Consider the following 21543-nt stretch of genomic DNA (forward strand, 5'->3'; position numbering starts at 1 on the left):
AGTAGGATTGTTTTGTATAAATATACGAAACAAATAATTTATTCAGAAAAAGGAATAACAGCCTCTTTAAACAAACTTGCTTTTGCTCTAAAGAAAGCGTTTTCTAAATTAATTGCTTTCAATTTAGAATCGATGTATTTCTCTTCTCTATAATTCACTAAAAATAAAGAACTTTCCCCTAGGAAAAATTTACGTTCTTCAGCTTTTAATAAGACATCATAATCTCTTACTATTTTAAAAGTGAAATCATTTTGTAAAATATAAGAAGCTAGTTCTTGCTGTATGGCGTCTATTTTATTTCTGATGACCACTTTTGTTGCGTTATTTTCTAACTTTTTATCTTGTAACTTTATTTTTGCCAACTTTAAATCTCCTCTCTCTTTTCTTATAAATAAAGGCATGCTAAAGTTAATTCCTGCCTTATAATTGTTGTTGTTAAAAGAATTTATTTGATCTCCTTTTGAAGAAATAAAATTATACTGAACATCAATTTTTGGTAATAAGTTATTCACTTTTAGACGTTTTTCTTCATCTAAACTTTTAATTTTAAAACTTAAAGATTTTATTTTTGGGTGATTTTCAATGTCAAAATTTTCAGTATTGAAAAGTGCAATATTAAATGTTCTGTCAATATTATTAACCGTTTCTATATCTGGAATGATGTTTTCTTTTAATTCGATAGGAGTATTTTCATTCAACCATAAAAAATTGGACAACTCTAAGGATGATTTCACCAATTTAATTCTAGCTTTTTCTAAATTTAACTTTCGGGTGTTTAAAGTAATTCCTGCTTCAAGTGTATCTATTGCAGGTTTTTCACCTTCTTGAAAAGCTCTTTTCGTTCCATTAAAACGGACTTTAGCATTGTTTAAAAAGGACTCATAAACTAGTTTTTCTTTATATGTTTTCAACCAGTTAAAGTAAGTGAAAGAAGCATCGTATAAAATTGTATTCACTAATATTTGTTGATCTTCTTTTGCCTGATTAAAAAAGAACTTTGCTTGTTTTAAAGATGCCATTCTTTGGTTATTTAAGAATCCTTTTGCTAAAGAAACAGAAACACCAGCACTATATAAACCGTCTAAAGGAACTTTATTTTCAGGGTTTAAGTAAATACCATCATTTTGTTCAAAATTTGCTTTGAACTGGACACCATACCAGGTAGGTATTTTAAAAGCACCGTTTAATTTATTGTAATATTCTTTTTCTTTAAATAGTTTTTTTTCAAAATCTATTTCAATTTTAGGATCAAAAGCACCTCTTGCTTTTAATAGTTTTGCTTCACTATTATTAATTACAAGATTTGCCTGTTTTACAATAGGATGGTAATTTTTTACGTATCCTAAAAATTCAGATAAAGTTAAAATATCGCCAACTTTATCTTGTGCATTTTGCTGCCAAAAAATCAATACAAAGAATATAAATAGCTGTTTTTTCATGTGACTATTTTTTAATGTCAGATTTTTCTTTTTTACTTCCTTCTGGTTGGTAATAATTCGGAGGGAAGCTGTTTAATTGCCTCCATAATTCAAACCAAATAGGAACATCTTCTAAAAGGGCAATTGTTTTTGCACCAGAACCCACTCTAATTGCTGTTGGCCACGTATTATCTGTCTCATCTGGCGCTAATAAAACCCTGTATTTTCCATTATTGCTTATAAAATTTTCGATAGCGACAACTTTAGCGCCATACGTTCCGTAAGATGCATTAGGCCAACCAGAGAAGACAATTGCTGGCCAACCATCAAACTGAACACGTACTTTTTCGCCAATATGCAATAAAGGCAAGTCTATAGGTCTTACATAGGTTTCTACCGCTAAATCATATTTCTCTGGCATAATACCAACTAAAGACTCTCCTTCTTTAAAAGTTCCTCCAATTCCATCTTTTATAGCTTTATTTATATAACCATTTTGAGGCGAAGTAACATATAAAAGTCCGTTTCTAATTTTATAATTACTATTACTATTTTCTAATTTAGACACTTGTGCTTTCGCATCATAACCGTTAGATTTTGCAGTATACATGTCGCTTTGTGCTTTTGAAATTTTATCAGTAAACGTTGCACCAATTCTAGTTAATTCTAATTCCGAATTTAAAATTTCATTTTTACTAGCTAAGAGTTTGTTTTCTTGTGCAATTAGTTTAGACTGGGTTTCTTGCAGTTTTAAACGTTTTTGTTCAACATCTACAACTGCTTTTAAACCTTCCTTTTGAAGTATTTCTGTTCTATCAAATTGTTTTTCTGCGATTTTTAAGTTTGTTTTAGCAGCTTCAAAATTAATGCTATCACTTTTTACCTTTAATTTAGATTGCAGCAATTTATTTTTAGATTGTACTATTTTTAAACCACGCTCTTGTTTAAGAGCTTGTACTTGCCTTTCTAAAGCTTGCACTTTTCCTTGATATGCGCTTACGGAAGATAACTTTGCACTAATTTGATCGTTTGTTCTTTCAATTAAACGATTGTCAAAATAATCACTTTTTACTTCAGAAATTCTAAGTATAGTATCGCCTTTTTTTACATAATCCCCTTCTTTTACAAACCATTGTTCAATTCTACCAGGTATTTGAGACTGTATTGTTTGTGGTCGTTGATCTGGCGTTAAAGTAGTTACTAAACCTTTGCCTGTTATGTTTTGTGTCCAAGGTAAAAAGAGAAGAATAAAACCTAAAAAGGCAAAAACGAATAAGAATTTATTCAACGCTTTATAATAATTTTTATTAAAAATCTCTTTACCAGATTCAAACGTTGTTAAATCTACTTTTTTATTTAATTGATTGTTAGAAATATTTAACATAATTATTAATTTATAGATTTAATTTCCCCTTTTTCTAAGGTGATTATTTGGTTACATTGTGTTCTCCAACTTTTTTTACTACTTGCAACAATTAATGCCCAAGGTCTTTTAGGATCTGTTAAATAGTTAATAACTTTTAAAGTTTCCTCTAAATTAAATTGATCTAAAGGATCTTCTAAAATCATTATTTTTGGCTGTTTTATAATTGCTCTAGCTAAAATTATTTTCTTTCCAATACTGTAAGACATTTGTTTTCCTTCAGGATATAGAACTGTTTCTAAGCCATTTGGTTGTTCTTTTAGAAACTGAGTTAAGCCAACAATATCTAATGCTTCATATATAATAGCATCTTCTATCGTTTTGTTACCAAAAACTAAGTTTTCTCTAATACTTCCTTCAAAAGGGGTTTCGTCTGAAAGGGATAAACCTAATTGAGAACGATAATGATTTAAATGTAGACTTTCTAAAGATAGATTATTGATGTAAATGTTTCCAGAGATTGGTTCTATAATTCCAGATATTAACCGCAATAATGTAGATTTTCCGGCACCACTTTCTCCCAATATTAAAATTCTACTTTTAGATTTTAGAGTTACAGATATTTTTTTTAGTATGTGTTTTTCTCTATTTTCAACACCATAAGAAACATCTTCTAATTCTACGGTTAAGCCCTCTTTAAATAATGGTTTTTCACCTTCTTGTGCTTCCAGTTCCTTATCAACAACTTGCCCTAGTTTTTCTATAGACGTTAGCACGTCATAAAAAGACTCTAAACCAATAATTAGTTTTTCTACAGACTGAATAATTAATAAAATTATAATCTCTGCAGCAACAAATTGTCCAATATTCATTTCTTGATTTAAAACCAAAGCACCACCAATTAACAACAAACTCGCGGTTGCTATTACTTTAAAACCAATCATTTGGCTAAATTGTAAAATCAATATTTTAAAGTGATTTTCTCTTGCTTCTAAATACTTACTAACTAGAATGTCATTTTTTTGAAGTGCCAAATTGGTGTTTCCTGACAGTTTAAAGCTGACAACAGTTCTTGCAACTTCCTGAATCCAATGTGCAACTTTGTATTTCATTTTAGATTCCACGAGGCTAGTTTCTAATCCTTTTTGGGCGGTAAATTTAAAAACGATGTATATTAATAAAAGTAAAAGAATTCCGAAAATGATAAAAAATGAGTGATAAAAGGATAATAAAATTAAAGCAAATACAATTTGTAATAACGCCGTTGGTACATCAATTAAAATTTTAGACAATCCTTTTTGAATATTTAATGTATCAAAAAAACGGTTTGCTAATTCTGGCGGATAGTAATTGCGTAATTCATTCATTTTAATCTTTGGAAATCTGTAACTCAATTCAAAAGAAGCTCTCACAAAAATTCTTTGCTGTATAGTTTCTATAATTCGCAATTGCATTAATTGTAAAGCTCCAGTAAAAATAACCCCAATAGTTACAACAATAACTAAGACAACCCAAGAAGTAGAAATTTGTGCTCCTTGAATTAAATTTATAATTGCTTGTATTCCTAGAGGCAAGGTCAAGGCTACAATACCTCCAAAAATTGCATAGTAGAATATCTGAAAGATGTCTTTTCTTTCTAATTCTAAAAGACCTACAAAACGTTGCCATGGTGTTAATTGTTTGTTTTCCATAATTATTTTAAAGTATTTTCAACAATTTGTATAAAGAAGTTTGTTGGTGTTTTTCCATTTTTGCAATTAGTAATAGAAGGGAAGTGTTCGTTTAAAAAATGTTGATGTAAACCACCTTCTAAAATAGTACTAGCCAAACTTAAAGCAAACTCGTATTTTGGTTTAATTGCTAAAATCATTTCCTCTAACCTTGTTATTAATCGTTTATAAATTTCAAAATAACCATCTTTATTTTCATTGTCAACCTCTTTCGTTAAGAAAGATTTAGAGCTTTCATTTACAATTATTTTGTAGAGAATAGCTTCATTAACATGTGAAAAATTACTGTCTATTACTACCGTTTTTGTAAGAATAGAAATTGCTTTTTCTAATTTAGATTTTGGATCTGAAATGCTGAAAGTTTCAATAACTAATTGATATTCTAGCCAAGCCCAATACCATGAAGATAAGTATAAAAGGAGTTTGTGTTTGCTTTCAAAATATCTATAAATAGAACTTTCATTAGAGGCAATTTTAATTCCTAATTTCTTGAAAGTGAAATTATCAAAGCCTATTTCATCTATTAATAAAATACTATTTTCTATAATTCGCTTCCCTAAATCGGATGTTTCTGGATCTTTTATAAAAATCTTTTGTGGTACAGCAATCTTTAATACAGATAATAAACTCTTCATAACTCACTTTTTATAGGATTGCAAATATAATAGTAATGCTATTACAAAAGAATGTTTTGCTAATAAAATATTTATTTTTCGATATATAGATCATTATCAGTACAAATAATTGTTTATAAAATAGTATCTTTGCATACTAAGACAGAATACACTTCGATTATTCCACAAGTTAGCTTTAATTTGATTTTGAATTTATTTGTTTAGTATTTTATCTTTTCAGAAATAATAATTTAAAACTAGTAGTATTTTAATGGCAAAATCGCAGCAAACATTTAGTAAGAGTGAAAAAGAAAAGAAACGTTTAAAGAAACGTCAAGACAAGCAAAAGAAAATGGACGCAAGAAAAGCGGACAAAGATGAAAATGGGTCAACAGGAATCCAATTTGCTTATGTAGATCATAATGGGAATTTAACAGATACTCCACCAGATCCAGAATTAAAAGTAGAATACGAATTAGAAGATATTCAGATTTCTGTAACTAAAAAAGAAGATCTACCAGAAGAAGATCCTGTTAGAAAAGGTAAAGTTTCCTTTTTTGACTCTTCTAAAGGTTTTGGTTTTATTATAGATATGGAGAATAACGAAAAATATTTTACGCACGTTAGTGGTTTAATAGATGATATTGCAGAAAACGATAAAGTCTCTTTTGAATTAGAAAGAGGAATGCGTGGTATGAATGCGGTAAAAGTTACTAAGATTTAATTCTTTTTAAAACATAAAAAAAGCCTTCTCATTTTATTGAAAAGGCTTTTTTTATGCTTAATTTTCAGGCATAAAAAAACCTTTCAATTTTTTTAAAATGAAAGGCTTCTTTTTTTTAAATTACATTTTGTTTATAAGAAAGATTAAGAATTATAAAACTCCATACTTTCAATAATTAACTCATCAGGAACTTTACAGTCAATTTTGTGATCTTCGTAATCATTTAAAAGCACAAAATTCACTTGTCCGTTTACGTTTTTCTTGTCATGCTTTAATAAATCCATAATACTAGAAAAGTCTTCTTTTAGAAGATTTGTTTTGTTGTAGATTGATAAGACTACATTTTTTACTTCGTTTACTTTCTCCGTTGGGAAGCCTAATAATTTAGAAGACATAAAACTTTCACAAACCATTCCTATTGCAATTGCTTCGCCATGTGTTAGGTTTTCTTTATCATTAGATTCTAGATAAAAAGACTCAATTGCATGCCCTAATGTATGACCAAAATTTAAAACTTTACGTAAGTTTTGTTCTCTAGGATCTTGTAAAACAACTTCATTTTTTATTTCTATAGAACGAAATATTAAATCGTTTATATTTAAGCCTTTGTTATCCTTTATTTCATTAAAAAGTTTCACATCATAGGTAATTCCGTACTTAATAATTTCTGCTGTTCCAGATTTAATCTCTCTATCTGAAACTGTTGCTAAATAATTGGTGTCTACAAGTACCATTTCAGGATTCGCAAACAGCCCAATCTGATTCTTCAGAACTCCTAAATCAACACCTGTTTTACCACCAACAGAAGCGTCTACCATAGAAAGTAAAGTGGTAGGTATATTAACAAAATCGATTCCACGTTTAAAACAAGAAGCTACAAAACCACCTAAATCTGTAATAACACCACCACCTAAAGTAATTACTAAACTTTTACGATCGCCACCTAACTCTGTAATTGCATTCCAAACCCCAATACAAGTTTCTAAGTTTTTGTTTATTTCACCAGATTCAATTTCTATAACCTCAATTCTTTTGTCCGTTACTAAATTTGGAATGAATTTAGGATAGCAAAGTTCAAAAGTATTCTCATCTACTAAAATGAAGAGGGTAGAATAGTTGTTTTTTGAAATTAAATTAGATAATTCTTGGTATCCTTTTTCTTGAAAATGAACAGGATAGCTCACTGCTTTTATAGATTTCATCATTAAAATATTGAACGTGCAAATTAAATAGAAATTATTGAATTATTTATAATCTTAACTTATATTTGTTATAATAAAAATCGATTGAATGAAGCTTTTTAATAACACAGAAGTTGCCTTTTCATTAAAAACTGATTCGCAGTTAGAGAGAGCATATTTTTTATTTAGAATGATACAAAGCCAACCAATGGTAAAAATTGGAAGTGCTGTAACAAATTTTGCTTTAAAGGTACATTTACCTATAGAAGGTTTAATTAGAGTTACTGTTTTTGATCATTTTTGTGGAGGTGTAACAGAAGACGACTGTATGTCTGTTATAGATAATATGTATGATAATGGTAACGTACATAGTGTTTTAGATTATTCTGTTGAGGGGCAAGATAAAGAAGTAAGTTTTGATGGTGCTTTGGAAAAAATTCTAAAAATTGTTGATTTTTGTGAAGAAAAGAAGTCGATTCCTTTTGCGGTTTTTAAGCCAACAGGATTTGGGCGTTTTGCTCTGTATCAGAAAATATCTGAGGGCAAAGAACTTTCTAAAGAGGAAACAGAAGAGTGGGCTAGAGTAGTAGCTCGTTACCATAAAGTATGTAAAGTAGCGGCAGCAAAAGACGTTCCTTTATTAATAGATGCAGAAGAAAGTTGGATGCAGAAAGCTGCGGATGAGTTAATTGAAGAATTAATGGAAACGTATAATAAAGAAAAAGCAATTGTTTTTAATACGTTGCAAATGTACAGACATGATAGACTCGATTATTTAAAAGAATTGCATTCAAAAGCAAAAGAAAAAGACTTTTACATTGGCTTAAAAGTTGTGCGTGGTGCTTATATGGAGAAAGAAAGAGAAAGAGCAGACGAAAAAGGATATCCATCACCAATTTGTGAGCATAAAGAAGCAACAGACATTAATTATGATGAAGCGATTATGTACATGATGGACCATTCTAAAATGGCATTATTTGTTGGAACTCATAACGAGGAAAGCTCATACTTAGTAATGGATTTAGCTAAAAAACAAGGTATTAAAGAGAATGACGAAAGACTTTGGTTTGGTCAGTTATTTGGTATGAGCGATCATATTAGTTACAATTTAGCAAATAAAAATTATAACGTTGCAAAATACCTTCCTTTTGGGCCAGTAAGAGATGTTATGCCTTACTTAATAAGAAGAGCAGAAGAGAATACATCTGTAGCGGGACAAACAAGTAGAGAGTTGAATTTGATTAAAACAGAGCGTAAACGTAGAAAAGGGTAGTGCAAACAATAGATGAAATAAAAATGTTGTTGTACAGAAACAAGTTGAGATTACATCAAGAACTGTTGCAAAGTAAAGAAGCAATGCATTTAATAAGAAAATCTACACGCTCTAAATTATCCGAAGAAGAAAAGTTGAAAATTAAAATTCAACTGCTAGATATTTGTAAAGCAATACCTGCATTTACTGTTTTTATGCTTCCAGGAGGTGCGTTGTTATTGCCTTTATTAATCAAATTAATTCCAGATATTTTACCATCTGCATCTAAAGAGGATATAAAATAAGTAGATAATCCTTAACCTTCTTAGTTAATAGTAATAAAAGAAATGAGAAATTACTTAAAATCATTTAAGACACTATCGAATAGTGAAATTGATTTATTTGTAAGTAAAGTAACTTTTAAGAAATTAGACAAAGGTGATTATTTAATTAAAAAAGATGCAATTTGTAAAGAGGTCGCATTTGTAGTTTCTGGAATATTTAGGTCTTTTTATTATTCATCTTTAGATGAAGAAGTAACTTATTGTTTTACTTTTTCAAATTCTTTTGCGAGTGCTTATTCTTCATTTTTATCTCAAGCAAAAACCGCAGAGAATATTCAAGCTATTACAGATGTTGAGTTGTTTACTATTTCACGAGATGAAATTTTAAATTTAGAGAAATCAAGCACTAACTGGCTTAAGTTTTTTAAGCTCATTGCAGAGCAGGAATATATAAAAATGGAAAAGAGAATTTTCATATTACAAAAAGAAAGTGCAGAGAAACGGTATGAAGATTTGCTTACAAACCAACCTCAATATTTGCAATTAATACCACTGAATTATTTATCTTCTTATTTAGGAATTACACAGCGACATTTAAGTCGCATAAGAAAGTCTATCTCTAATTAGACAAATGTCCTTTCTAAGTAATTTAACCCTGCCGTTCTTTGTAAAAAAATAAAGAACAAATTATGAAGCAAGTTTTAATAATTAATGGGCATCCTAATAAGCAGAGTTATAATTATGCATTATCAGAAGCTTATTTAAAAGGTGCAAGTAAGACTAATTCAATCTTAACCCAAATTAATATAATAGATTTAGACTTTAATCCTAACCTAATGTTTGGATATCAAAAAAGAACAGAATTAGAGCCTGATTTACTTGATGCTATAGAAAAAATAAAAAAAGCAGATCATATCGTATGGGTATTTCCAATGTGGTGGTATGGTTACCCTGCACTAATGAAAGGCTTTATTGATCGTACATTTTTACCAGGTATCACCTTTGAATTTATTAAAGGAAAAGCATTACCAAAAAAATTATTGAAAGGAAAAACAGGAAGAATTATTATTACAGCAGATACTCCTAAATGGTATGATTATTTGTTTATGAAAAGCCCTGTAATAAATCAATTTAAAAAAGGAACCTTAAATTTTTGTGGAATTAATCCTGTTAAGGTTACATATATTTCACCCGTTAAAGATTCAAATATTAACTATAGAGAGAAATGGTTAGAAAAAATATCATTATTAGGAGAAACACTTAAGTAATTAGCACAACAAGTGTATAAGAAAACAAATGCTTTTGTGCTGAATTGAAAGAGCTGTGTTCGTTTTTAAAATTACCAATTATTAATTACAATGTTTTTATAATTAAATAACTTAAAACTTCTTTTATCTTTAAATAATACAATACATTTGTAAAGTAAACTTTAGGAGTAGCTATTAAATTAGTTTGAGAAAAATCCTTAGAACCTGATTTGGTTAATACCAACGTAGGAAAAAGTTGCTTAGATTTAGTTATACAAAAACTACCTCTCTACGGTTTACAGTAAATATTTTAAAAATATGATTACTATAAAAGTAAACCAAGAAAATCATCAATTTTCAGAAACTTTAGCGTTAGCAGAATTAATTCGTTTTTTAGAAATAAAGACGAACGGAATTGCTGTTGCTATAAATGGCAGTGTAGTTAAAAAAAGCGATTGGTCTTTACGGTTACTTCAAAATAGTGATGAAGTTTTAATTATTAAATCCACACAAGGTGGTTAATAGTTAAACATTTTAAAAAACAAACTATTTAATTGATCTAACTATAATTATGAAGAGCAAAGACACCGCACCAAAGCAAGACGGCATTACAAGACATCCGTTTCCTAATTCTACAAAAGTGTATGTATCAGGTAAAATTCATCCACAGATTAAAGTCGCAATGCGAGAAATTGCATTAAGCGATACTACAGATTCTATGACGAAAAAGAAAACGCCAAATGAACCTGTAACTGTATATGATACTTCTGGGCCTTACACAGATCCTAACAAAGAAATTAACGTTCATGCAGGAATCGAAAGAATTCGTGAACAATGGATTTTAGACAGAAGAAACGTAGAACAATTAGATTCTTTTTCTTCGGAATATTGCAACGAGCGTTTAAACGATAAGAGTTTAGACCACATGCGTTTTGCCTTATTAAAGAAGCCTTTAAGAGCAAAAAAAGGACAAAACGTTACGCAATTACATTACGCAAAACAAGGTATGATTACTCCAGAAATGGAATACATCGCTATTCGAGAGAACCAACGAATTGATGAAATGACAGAGATTAGAAAGCAGCACAAAGGCGAGCACTTTGGCGCTTCTATTCCAGATAAAATTACAGCCGAATTTGTACGTTCAGAAGTAGCGAGAGGTCGTGCGGTAATTCCTTCAAATATCAATCATCCAGAAGCAGAACCTATGATTTTAGGTAGAAACTTCTTGGTAAAAATCAATGCAAATATTGGTAACTCTGCTGTAACTTCATCTATCGAAGAAGAAGTAGAAAAAGCAGTTTGGGCATGTCGTTGGGGAGCAGATAATATTATGGATTTATCTACAGGAGAAAATATTCATGAAACACGCGAGTGGATTGTTCGTAATTCCCCCGTGCCAATTGGTACCGTACCAATTTACCAAGCTTTAGAAAAGGTAAACGGAGTTGCAGAAGATTTAACGTGGGAAATTTTCCGTGATACGTTAATTGAGCAAGCAGAACAAGGAGTAGATTATTTTACCATTCACGCAGGTGTTTTGTTGCGTTACGTACCAATGACCGCAAAACGTGTTACAGGTATTGTTTCTCGTGGCGGTTCTATCATGGCAAAATGGTGTTTGGCGCATCATAAAGAAAGCTTTTTATACACACATTTCGAAGATATTTGTGAGATTTTAAAACAATACGATGTTGCCTTTTCTTTAGGCGATGGTTTACGTCCGGGTTCTGTTGCAGATGCAAATGACGAAGCGCAGTTTGCCGAATTAGAGACTTTAGGCGAGTTAACTCAGATTGCTCGTAAGCACGAAGTACAGTGCTTTATAGAAGGTCCAGGTCACGTGCCAATGCACATGATTAAAGAAAATATGGAGAAGCAAATTGAGGTTTGCGACGAAGCGCCTTTTTACACTTTAGGACCATTAACAACAGATATTGCACCAGGTTACGATCATATTACATCGGGAATTGGAGCCGCTATGATTGGTTGGTTTGGTTGTGCCATGTTGTGTTACGTAACCCCAAAAGAACATTTAGGTTTGCCTAATAAAGAAGACGTTCGTGTGGGTGTAGTTACTTATAAATTAGCTGCTCATGCTGCCGATTTAGCAAAAGGGCATCCAGGTTCTCAGCACCGAGACAACGCCTTAAGTATGGCACGTTTTGAGTTCCGTTGGTACGATCAATTCAATTTAGGCTTAGATCCAGAACGTGCTTTAGAATACCACGATGAAACCTTGCCTGCAGATGGCGCAAAAGTGGCGCATTTCTGTTCTATGTGCGGACCGAAATTCTGTTCTATGAAAATTTCTCAAGAAGTGAGAGACTTTGCAGCCGAAAACGACATTGTAGATAATGAAGTGATTGCAAAAGGAATGCAAGAAAAATCTAAGGAGTTTAAAGAGAAAGGATCAGAAGTGTATTTATAATATAATTAGGAAGTTCCCACGCTTAGAAAAAAAGCGTGGGCGGGCTTTCCGTTATATCTTTTGCTGAAAAAGCAAAAGGATGCCACTGCAATCCCTAACTCAAAAACCAAGCAACCGTCATTACGAGGAGGTACGACGAAGTAATCTGTTAATTCAATTATAAAAAATATGATAGTTCTTATTGCTCCAGAAAAAGATATTCCTAATGAAATTAACATACTAAATCAGTTGTTCGAACATGGTTTGATGTTTTATCATTTTAGAAAACCAGAAAAAAACTATGAAGAACACGCTGCGTATTTAAATCAAATAGATAAAGAATATCACAACAGAATTGTAGTGCATTATCATCATGAATTAATAAATGATTTTAATTTAAAAGGTATTCATTTTCAAGAGCAAAAACGCATAGATTATATCGATAATCCGAGTGAGTATTTTAAAACGCTAAACATGTATGGTAAAACAATTAGTTCTTCTTTTCATGAACCAAAAGTTTTAAAGGATTGTTATTTCGAGTTCGATTACCATTTATTAAGTCCGGTTTTTTCATCGATTTCTAAAGAAGGATACGAAGGCAAAGGTTTTGATGTAAACGATATCAATAAAACCATCGTTGGCATGGGCGGAATTAATTCTGAAACCATACAAGAAACATTACAACTAGGTTTTAAAGGAGTTGGCGTTTTAGGTGGCGTTTGGAATGCAGAAAACCCCGTAGAAAGTTTTAAAAGTATAAAAGAGAAGTTTTACTCATTAGTTTAATCTATAAGTTCGAGAGCAGTAGATAAGTAAACACATAAAAATTTGAATCAAAAAAATTACATACTAACCATTGCAGGTTTAGATCCATCAAGCGGAGCAGGAATCACATCAGATATTAAAACATTTGAGGCGCATCATCTATACGGGTTATCGGTTTGTACAGCAGTTACGGTTCAGAATGATGTGGAATTTACAGATTGTGTTTGGATAAAAAGAAAAGTCATATTAGGTCAGGTAGAACAACTTTTTAAGCGCTTTTCAATTCCTGTCGTAAAAATAGGGATCATTCAATCTTGGAAAGTTTTGTTAGCAGTCATTCTGACTCTAAAAAAGTTAAATCCGGATATAAAAATAGTTTTAGACCCTATTTTAAAAGCAAGTGCAGGTTTTACATTTCATACTATTCAAGATTTAGACACTTTCGAAAAAGTATTACAAAACTGTTCTTTTATAACGCCAAATTACGATGAAATAAAAGCATTGTTTCCAGATAAAAGTATTGAAGAAACAATTAAATTTATATCCGAAAAAACAAATATCTACCTAAAAGGAGGACACAGAGTCGATAAAAAAGGATGGGATGAGGTGTATTACAGTAAAATAGTAAAACTCAATATTCCGCCAATAACAACAAAACCCATTTTTGAAAAACATGGAAGTGGTTGTGTTTTATCCGCAGCCTTAGCGGCAAATTTATCCAAAGATATTCCTTTAGAAGACGCTTGTAGAAACACAAAATTGTACACAGAACAGTTTTTAAGTTCTAACGAATCTTTATTAGGAACGCATAATTATTAAAACGAATGATTAGTAAATTACACTATATATCACAAGGCGAAACGCCCAAAGAACATTTAGTAAATATACAAAAAGCGTGTGTTGCTGGTGCAGATTGGGTGCAATTACGTTTAAAAAATAGTGATGCTAAAACCATTTTAGAAACAGCAAAAGAAGCAAGAGAAATTACAACACGCTTTAAAGCCCAATTAATTATAAACGATCATTACAAGGTTGCCAAAGAAATAAAAGCCGACGGAGTTCATTTAGGAAAAACTGATGCGTGTCCTTCAAAAGTTCGTGCTTTTTTAGGAACGTCTTACATCATTGGAGGAACAGCAAATACATTAGAAGATTGCAGAAACCTACTAGATAAAAAAGTAGACTATATTGGTTTAGGTCCTTATCAGTTTACTGAAACAAAGAAGAATTTAAGTCCGGTTTTAGGAGTCGAAGGATATAGAAACCTATTAGAAGAGTTACAAACTGAAACTCCAATTATTGCTATTGGCGGAATTGCTTTAGAAGACGTTGCAAAAATTACAAATACAGGTATTTACGGAATTGCAGTTTCTGGGGCAATCACAAAAGATGTAACTAGTATTGCTAAATTTCAAGAAATTTTAAATTAAAGATTGATATGTCTTCTCGAGCATTACTAAAATTAAAATATATTTTAATTGAAAGTAGAAAACGTAGTTGTTAAGAGTTCTCGACGGCGCTCGAACGGACATCAATTCAAAACAATAAAAAAATGAGTCAAAAATTAAAAATTGCAGATAAAGAATTTACCTCTCGTTTATTTACAGGGACAGGAAAGTTTAGTTCCTCAAAATTAATGAAAGAAGCATTATTGGCTTCCGAAAGTGAGTTGATAACAGTGGCTTTAAAAAGAGTCGATGTTCAGAATGAGAAAGATGATATTTTATCACATTTAAACCATCAACATATCAACTTATTGCCCAATACATCTGGAGTTAGAACCGCAAAAGAAGCCGTTTTTGCTGCCGAATTATCTAGAGAAGCTTTAGAAACCAATTGGGTGAAATTAGAAATTCATCCAGATCCAAGATACTTATTGCCAGATCCAATAGAAACGCTAAAAGCTGCCGAAGAATTGGTGAAATTAGGTTTTGTAGTGATGCCTTATATTCATGCAGATCCTGTTTTATGTAAACGTTTAGAAGAGGTTGGTGTGCAATGTGTAATGCCTTTGGGAGCACCAATTGGAAGTAATAAAGGATTGAAAACAGTCGATTTTTTAGACATTATAATAGAGCAATCTAACGTGCCTGTAATTGTAGATGCGGGTATTGGTGCGCCATCTCATGCGGCTTATGCGATGGAATTAGGCGCAGATGCTGTTTTGGTAAATACGGCAATTGCCGTTTCTCAAAACCCAATAGCAATGGCAAAAGCCTTTAAAATGGCAGTTGAAGCAGGAAGAATGGCGTTTGAAGCAAAATTGGCTCCGAGAAGTGAAATGGCGATAGCAAGTAGTCCGTTAACGAGTTTTTTAAATTAAAAATATGAGTCATTTTAAAGAACTTTTCGATACCTATAATTGGGATTTTAGTCTAAAAAGTATTTTTGATAAAACAGCTGTTGAGGTAAAACAAGCTTTGTTAAAAGACAAACTAGATTTAGAAGATTTTAAAGCCTTAATTTCTCCTGCTGCAAAACCATTTTTAGAAGAAATGGCACATAAAAGTCAGTTGTTAACAAAGAAACGTTTTGGAAATACCATGCAAATGTATGTGCCAATGTATTTGAGTAACGAATGCCAGAATATTTGCACGTATTGTGGTTTTAGTATGACAAACAAAATTCCGAGACGAACTTTAACAGATGCAGAAATTTTAAAGGAAGTCGCCTTTTTAAAAGCAAAAGGATATGATCATATTTTGTTGGTCACAGGAGAAGCAAATAAAACGGTAGGAGTTGAGTATTTTAAAAATGCTATTCAATTAATTCGCTCTCAATTTTCGAATATTACCATAGAAGTTCAGCCTTTAGACCAAGACGAATATGAGTTGTTGGTAGAAAACGGATTGTATGCTGTTTTGGTGTATCAAGAAACGTATCATAGAGACGAGTATAAAAAACACCATCCGAAGGGAAAAAAATCTAATTTCGATTATCGTTTAGATACGCCAGATCGTTTAGGAAAAGCAGGAGTTCATAAAATTGGTTTGGGTTCTTTATTCGGATTAGAAGATTGGAGAGCGGATAGTTTTTTTACCGCTTTGCATTTAAAATATTTGCAAAAAACGTATTGGAAAACAAAGTATTCTATTTCTTTTCCAAGATTACGTCCGCATTCTGGCGGATTAGAGCCAAAAGTAGAAATGACAGATTCGGACTTAGTGCAACTTATTTGTGCGTTTCGTTTGTTTGATGAAGACACAGAATTATCGATGTCTACCAGAGAAAGTGAGGTTTTTAGAAATCACATTGTTAATTTGGGAATTACTTCTATAAGTGCAGAATCTAAAACAAATCCTGGAGGTTATACGGTAGAACCACAATCTTTAGAACAATTTGAAATTTCTGATGAAAGAAGTACTGATGACGTTGTACAAATGTTAAAAAATCAAGATTTAGAAGTAGTTTGGAAAGATTGGGAACACTTTAAGTAATCAATTACGACTTTCAAATTACGAATTATAAAGAATAATTATCATGCTTACATCAGAAGAAAAAAAGCAATACAATCGTCATTTAATTTTAAATGAAATAGGAAGGGAAGGGCAATTGAAACTAAAACAAGCCAAAGTTTTGGTTATTGGAGCTGGCGGATTAGGTTGCCCTGTTTTACAATATTTAACTGCTGCAGGTGTTGGTATAATCGGTATTATTGATGATGATGTTGTAGATCAAAGTAATTTGCAACGTCAGATTTTATATACGGTTGACGATATTGGTTTGTCAAAAGCTAAAACTGCTGCAAAGCGATTGTCGAGATTAAATCCGTTTGTGAATTTTAAGGTGTATCAAGAGAAGTTAACCAAAGAAAATGCCATTTTAGTATTCAGTAATTACGATATTATTGTAGACGGAAGCGATAATTTTTCTACGCGTTATTTAGCAAACGATGCGGCTGTTATTACGAATAAACCTTTAGTGTACGGAGCCATTTTTAAGTTTGAAGGTCAGGTAAGTGTGTTTAATTATAAAGGAAGTGGCACGTATAGATGTTTGTATCCAACGCCACCAAAACCGAACGAATCTCCTAATTGTTCAGAAATAGGCGTTTTAGGCGTGTTACCCGGAATTATAGGAAGTTTACAAGCCAATGAGACTATTAAGATTATTTGTGGAATAGGAGCCGTTTTAGCCAATAAATTATTGATGTATGATTCTTTACAAATGAATCAAACAGTATTGAAATATGAAAAAGATATTAAATTAGAAATTAATTCTTTAGAAACGGATTATGATTTTTTCTGTGGAATTTTATCCAAAGAAGAAATTTCTTTAGAAGAACTCCAAAAAAATAAAGAAAAATATAATTTATTAGATGTGCGAGAAATTTGGGAAAGAGAAGAATACCATATTGGAGGGCAACATATTCCTTTAGGCGAGTTATTAAAACGTATAGATGAGGTTCATCAAAATAAAAATTTGGTAGTGTATTGTAAATCTGGTATCCGAAGTAAAAAGGCGATTGATATTTTGGTTGAAAACAATTATAACTTTAAAATATTGAATTTAAAAGGAGGTTGTTTTTAATTGAATTCCGAAAAAAAATAATTATTTTATATAATTTTAAGTCTTAGATAGTTAAACTTTTTTAGATTGATTACAAACTTTAATCAAAAAACACTACTTTTGCCCGAAATTTAAGAATACATAAATGCAGCCAATTAGAAATATTGCTATTATAGCCCATGTCGATCACGGTAAGACAACGTTAGTAGATAAAATTATAGATCAAGCTAAAATCTTAGACGATCGTAAAGAACGTACAGATTTATTGTTAGATAATAATGATTTAGAACGTGAAAGAGGAATTACAATTCTTTCTAAAAACGTATCTGTTCAATATAAAGACACAAAAATTAACGTAATTGATACTCCTGGTCACGCCGATTTTGGTGGAGAAGTAGAGCGTGTATTAAAAATGGCTGATGGTGTTTTATTATTGGTTGATGCATTTGAAGGACCTATGCCACAAACTCGTTTTGTATTAGGAAAAGCCTTAGCTTTAGGATTAACACCTATTGTTGTTGTAAATAAAGTTGATAAAGAAAACTGTACTCCTGACATCGTTCATGAAAAAGTTTTTGATTTAATGTTTGCTTTAGAAGCAACAGAAGAGCAATTAGACTTTACCACAATTTATGGTTCTGCAAAGAACAACTGGATGTCTACAGATTGGCAAAACCAAACAACTGATATCGTTCCGTTATTAGATGCTGTATTAGAATCTATTCCAGCAACTAAGTACAACGAAGGTACACCTCAAATGCAAATTACTTCTTTAGATTTTTCTAAATTTACCGGAAGAATTGCAATTGGACGTGTTTTTAGAGGAGACTTAGAAGTTGGTAAAGAATATAGTTTATGTAAAGCTGATGGTTCTATTAAAAAAGTAAGAATTAAAGAATTACACGTATTCGAAGGAATGGGTAAAGTACAAGTAGAAAAAGTACCTTGTGGAGATATTTGTGCAATTACAGGTATTGAAGGATTTGAAATTGGTGATACAATTGCAGATTTAGAAAACCCAGAAGCATTACCAAGAACAGAGATTGATCAACCTACAATGAGTATGTTGTTTACAATTAACAATTCTCCTTTCTTTGGTAAGGAAGGTAAATATGTAACATCTCGTCACATTAGAGATCGTTTGTTCAAAGAATTAGAAAAAAACTTAGCATTAAAAGTTGAAACTACTGATAGTGAAGATAAATTTAACGTTTTTGGACGTGGAGTTTTACACTTGTCTGTATTGATTGAAACAATGCGTAGAGAAGGATATGAATTACAAGTGGGAAGACCACAAGTAATTATTAAAATGATTGATGGTAAGAAACATGAACCAATGGAAACATTGTCTATTGATGTACCAGAAGAAATGGCTTCTAAAGCAATTAACTTAGTATCTCTTAGAAAAGGAGATATGTTAGTTATGGAACCAAAAGGAGATTTACAGCATTTAGAATTTTCAATTCCTTCTAGAGGGTTAATTGGTTTAAGAAACAAAATTTTAACAGCAACTGGTGGTACAGCAATTATTAACCACAGATTTAGTGAATATGGGCCTTATAAAGGAGACTTTACTGAAGAAATAAAAGGAGCAATTGTTTCTTCTGCTGCTGGTAAAGCAACTGCATATGCATTAAACCGTTTACAAGATAGAGGAGTTTTCTTTATCGATGTGAATCAAGAAATCTATATTGGTCAAGTAATTGGAGAAAATAGCAAATCTGATGAGATGGCTGTGAACTTAATTAAAGGAAAGCAATTAACAAACATGCGTAAATCTGGTACAGATGAGGCTATGAAAATTGCACCAAAAGTAGATTTCTCTTTAGAGGAAAACATGGAATACATTAAAGCAGATGAGTACTTAGAAGTAACTCCAGAAAGTTTACGTATGCGTAAAATTGTTTTTAAAGGATAATTTTTAAAAATTATTTTCATTTCTGTTTTGGCAGAAATCTATATAAAATTAAAAAGCTCAAGTTTAAAACTTGAGCTTTTTTTATGGAGTTTAGCTCTTTTATTAAATTATAATTAACCTTAGTAAAAGAAGTGTTTTGATGTTTTAAAAAGAATAAAATTTAGATATATAAACTTATCTGAAAATTACTTCTAAATCTTTTTCTTTTTGTAGTTTTCCACTTATAAATAACATACAATGCTATATATAATCGCTATTGCTTTACTTCTCTTTATTTTGTACGTTAGCTTTAAATCTAAGAAAAAAGTTCCAACAATACCTTTAAAAGACTTTATAGTCCCAAAACATTGGCATCAACTATTATTAAATAATGTTGTTTTTTATAAAAAGCTAACAATTAATGAACAGAAAGTATTTTGTTCTAAGATGGCACATTTTTTAAATGAGACAAATATTAGAGCAATTCATTTTAAATTAGAAGAATTAGATACTTTATTAATTGCAGCAAGTGCAGTAATTCCGGTTTTTAGGTTTCCGAAATGGAATTATTCTAATTTGACTACCGTATTAATTTATCCAGATTATTTTGATGAAGACTTACAATTTGATTCTAAAACAAAATATAGAACTATTGGAGGTTTGGTTGGTACAGGAAGGTTTGAGGATCAAATGATTCTTTCTAAAAAAGCGTTATATCATGGTTTTAATAATAAAACAGATAAAAATAATACAGCAATTCACGAATTTATTCACCTTCTAGATAAAGCAGATGGTGTTATAGATGGCGTTCCTGCTGTTTTATTAGATAAGCAATACATCATTCCGTATTTACAATTAGTGCACAAGAAAATGGAGGCAATTAATAATGATACGTCTGATATTAGAAATTATGGAGGAACCTCTGAAATTGAATTTTTAGCGGTAGCAGGAGAATATTTTTTTGAAAGACCAAAGTTATTTCAAAGGAAACACCCAGAATTGTATAAAATGTTAGCGGCTTGTTTTATTAAGTAAATTTAAATTTTTCTTTATCATAAAAAAGTAAGAATTCAAACAGAATAAAATCCATTTAAAAAGGTTTTAATAATTTGTTATTTATATTTTTGCAGCATGAGTGAATTTAAAGTTTTATTTGAAACATTACAACGTAGCCTAACAAATGATGAATTTGTAAAACTAACATTAAGCAAACCTATGCGAAAAAGTGAGGGTTTATTAAATGTATATGTTCGTTTATTTAAGGTTGATGATAAGTCTATTTTTGAATTGAAATATCGTCATGCTGAAGATAACGAGTTCAAACAATTTTCTTTGGAAGAAGTAATGTCTGAAATAGAAAAATTACTAATGGAAACCTTTAGAACCGCAACTTTATTTACTTTAAGTGAAGATTTAATAGTATTGGTTTCTAAAAATAAATTAGTTTCTTATAGAGACAATGCACCTAGCTTTAGAAATAAATTACCAGAAATTCCTTTACAATCATAGTTAAATAGAAATATATAATATAAAAAAAGCCCAAGAGTTAAACCTTGAGCTTTTTTTATTTAAAAAATTGAAAGTGTTGTTTATTATTGAATAAATTGTTTTTTAATATTTTTCACATCCTTTTCTGATACTATTTTAGCCGACTTCTTTATTTTTTTAATAAATTCATTTACTTCTTCGTTACTTGCAGGTCCTCCTAAATTCTGTCCTTTAGCATCAAAAGAATTTGTAATTACTTTTAAATCGGAATCTAAAATTACCCAAAAAGGCAAACCAGCTTTGTCTCCTTCGTATTTTTTTAACAAGTCTTTAGAACCCGGATTTTCTAATTTTTCATTTTCTTTAGTTTCATTTACTACAATAGGTACAATCACATAATTCTCTTCAAAGAACTTTTTTATGCCTTCAGCCTTCATGTCTTTGGTCATTTTATGACACCAACCACACCAAGAAGCTTCAAACTTTATAAAAACGGCTTTACCTTCTTCTTTTGCTTTTATTTGTGCACTTTCTAATAAACTAGTCGTAGTTTCTTGCGCAGAAGTGGCAGTTATAAAAGAAAATAAACCTGCAATTAATAGTACTAAAATTTTAATTTTCATGAATTAATTTTTTAAGTTATTCTCAAATGTAGAAAATT

At 30.8% G+C, this 21543-nt stretch carries 21 protein-coding genes, 1 pseudogene and 1 riboswitch; of the genes and pseudogenes, 16 read left to right on the top strand and 6 right to left on the bottom strand.

What is annotated here, in order from left to right:
* Positions 1-38: 38 nt before the first annotated feature.
* Genes CW731_RS01745 through CW731_RS01760 form a run of 4 tightly spaced genes read right to left on the bottom strand, consistent with a single transcriptional unit; the run spans position 39 to position 5146 of the window.
* Positions 39-1439: a TolC family protein gene (locus CW731_RS01745; RefSeq protein ID WP_100945101.1), complete on the bottom strand. Its 1401-nt coding sequence runs from the start codon at positions 1437-1439 to the stop codon at positions 39-41.
* 4 nt (positions 1440-1443) lie between these two features.
* Positions 1444-2802, bottom strand: a complete 1359-nt coding sequence (locus CW731_RS01750; protein WP_100945102.1) for an HlyD family secretion protein — start codon at positions 2800-2802, stop codon at positions 1444-1446.
* 5 nt (positions 2803-2807) lie between these two features.
* On the bottom strand, positions 2808-4472 hold the full coding sequence (locus CW731_RS01755; RefSeq protein WP_100945103.1) for a peptidase domain-containing ABC transporter: 1665 nt from the start codon (positions 4470-4472) through the stop codon (positions 2808-2810).
* A 2-nt stretch (positions 4473-4474) separates the two neighbouring features.
* Positions 4475-5146 (bottom strand): TetR/AcrR family transcriptional regulator, encoded by a 672-nt coding sequence (locus CW731_RS01760; RefSeq protein ID WP_100945104.1) that lies wholly within the window; start codon positions 5144-5146, stop codon positions 4475-4477.
* A gap of 250 nt (positions 5147-5396) precedes the next feature.
* Here CW731_RS01760 and CW731_RS01765 point away from each other — a divergent pair, with 250 nt between their 5' ends.
* Positions 5397-5849 carry a cold-shock protein gene (locus CW731_RS01765; RefSeq protein WP_100945105.1) on the top strand — a complete coding sequence of 151 codons (453 nt, stop codon included), beginning with the start codon at positions 5397-5399 and terminating at the stop codon, positions 5847-5849.
* A gap of 143 nt (positions 5850-5992) precedes the next feature.
* On the opposite strand, the gene aroB is transcribed toward CW731_RS01765, so the two are convergent.
* Complete coding sequence (aroB, locus tag CW731_RS01770; protein WP_100945106.1) at positions 5993-7051, bottom strand: 3-dehydroquinate synthase; 1059 nt, start codon at positions 7049-7051, stop codon at positions 5993-5995.
* Between the two features lie 88 nt (positions 7052-7139).
* Between aroB and CW731_RS01775 the strand changes: the two genes are divergently transcribed.
* The 15 genes and pseudogenes from CW731_RS01775 to CW731_RS01845 all read left to right on the top strand — a co-directional run bounded on the left by CW731_RS01775 (position 7140) and on the right by CW731_RS01845 (position 20903).
* Positions 7140-8303, top strand: coding sequence for a proline dehydrogenase family protein (locus CW731_RS01775; RefSeq protein ID WP_100945107.1), 1164 nt, complete (start codon positions 7140-7142; stop codon positions 8301-8303).
* Positions 8303-8587: an LETM1 domain-containing protein gene (locus CW731_RS01780; RefSeq protein ID WP_100945108.1), complete on the top strand. Its 285-nt coding sequence runs from the start codon at positions 8303-8305 to the stop codon at positions 8585-8587. Before CW731_RS01775 ends, CW731_RS01780 begins: the two co-directional genes overlap by 1 nt.
* Positions 8588-8629: 42 nt before the next feature.
* The gene (locus CW731_RS01785) at positions 8630-9193 is read left to right on the top strand and encodes a Crp/Fnr family transcriptional regulator (RefSeq protein WP_100945109.1); all 564 of its coding nucleotides are present in this window, start codon (positions 8630-8632) and stop codon (positions 9191-9193) included.
* A gap of 62 nt (positions 9194-9255) precedes the next feature.
* Positions 9256-9834, top strand: a complete 579-nt coding sequence (locus CW731_RS01790) for an NAD(P)H-dependent oxidoreductase (protein ID WP_100945110.1) — start codon at positions 9256-9258, stop codon at positions 9832-9834.
* A gap of 153 nt (positions 9835-9987) precedes the next feature.
* Positions 9988-10082: riboswitch (TPP riboswitch) on the top strand.
* Between the two features lie 46 nt (positions 10083-10128).
* Positions 10129-10335: pseudogene (gene thiS / locus CW731_RS01795) on the top strand (sulfur carrier protein ThiS); the annotation flags it as partial.
* Between the two features lie 49 nt (positions 10336-10384).
* A complete protein-coding gene (thiC, locus tag CW731_RS01800; protein WP_100945112.1) occupies positions 10385-12244 on the top strand; it encodes a phosphomethylpyrimidine synthase ThiC in 1860 nt (619 codons plus the stop codon).
* A gap of 168 nt (positions 12245-12412) precedes the next feature.
* Entirely contained in the window at positions 12413-13009 is a 597-nt protein-coding gene (locus CW731_RS01805; RefSeq protein ID WP_100945113.1) for a thiamine phosphate synthase, read from the top strand.
* A 42-nt stretch (positions 13010-13051) separates the two neighbouring features.
* Complete coding sequence (locus CW731_RS01810; protein WP_100945114.1) at positions 13052-13807, top strand: hydroxymethylpyrimidine/phosphomethylpyrimidine kinase; 756 nt, start codon at positions 13052-13054, stop codon at positions 13805-13807.
* A 5-nt stretch (positions 13808-13812) separates the two neighbouring features.
* On the top strand, positions 13813-14418 hold the full coding sequence (gene thiE, locus CW731_RS01815) for a thiamine phosphate synthase (RefSeq protein WP_100945115.1): 606 nt from the start codon (positions 13813-13815) through the stop codon (positions 14416-14418).
* A 122-nt stretch (positions 14419-14540) separates the two neighbouring features.
* Positions 14541-15311 (top strand): thiazole synthase, encoded by a 771-nt coding sequence (locus CW731_RS01820; RefSeq protein ID WP_100945116.1) that lies wholly within the window; start codon positions 14541-14543, stop codon positions 15309-15311.
* A gap of 4 nt (positions 15312-15315) precedes the next feature.
* The gene (thiH, locus tag CW731_RS01825; protein ID WP_100945117.1) at positions 15316-16425 is read left to right on the top strand and encodes a 2-iminoacetate synthase ThiH; all 1110 of its coding nucleotides are present in this window, start codon (positions 15316-15318) and stop codon (positions 16423-16425) included.
* Between the two features lie 40 nt (positions 16426-16465).
* Positions 16466-17518 (top strand): molybdopterin-synthase adenylyltransferase MoeB, encoded by a 1053-nt coding sequence (gene moeB / locus CW731_RS01830; RefSeq protein ID WP_100945118.1) that lies wholly within the window; start codon positions 16466-16468, stop codon positions 17516-17518.
* A gap of 124 nt (positions 17519-17642) precedes the next feature.
* Complete coding sequence (typA, locus tag CW731_RS01835) at positions 17643-19415, top strand: translational GTPase TypA (protein ID WP_100945119.1); 1773 nt, start codon at positions 17643-17645, stop codon at positions 19413-19415.
* Positions 19416-19652: 237 nt separating this feature from the next.
* A complete protein-coding gene (locus CW731_RS01840) occupies positions 19653-20429 on the top strand; it encodes a zinc-dependent peptidase (RefSeq protein ID WP_100945120.1) in 777 nt (258 codons plus the stop codon).
* A 96-nt stretch (positions 20430-20525) separates the two neighbouring features.
* Complete coding sequence (locus CW731_RS01845) at positions 20526-20903, top strand: hypothetical protein (RefSeq protein ID WP_100945121.1); 378 nt, start codon at positions 20526-20528, stop codon at positions 20901-20903.
* Between the two features lie 83 nt (positions 20904-20986).
* On the opposite strand, the gene CW731_RS01850 is transcribed toward CW731_RS01845, so the two are convergent.
* Positions 20987-21505, bottom strand: a complete 519-nt coding sequence (locus CW731_RS01850; RefSeq protein ID WP_100945122.1) for a thioredoxin family protein — start codon at positions 21503-21505, stop codon at positions 20987-20989.
* Between the last annotated feature and the right edge of the window lie 38 nt (positions 21506-21543).

This window comes from Polaribacter sp. ALD11 (assembly GCF_002831685.1).
Lineage (GTDB): Bacteria > Bacteroidota > Bacteroidia > Flavobacteriales > Flavobacteriaceae > Polaribacter.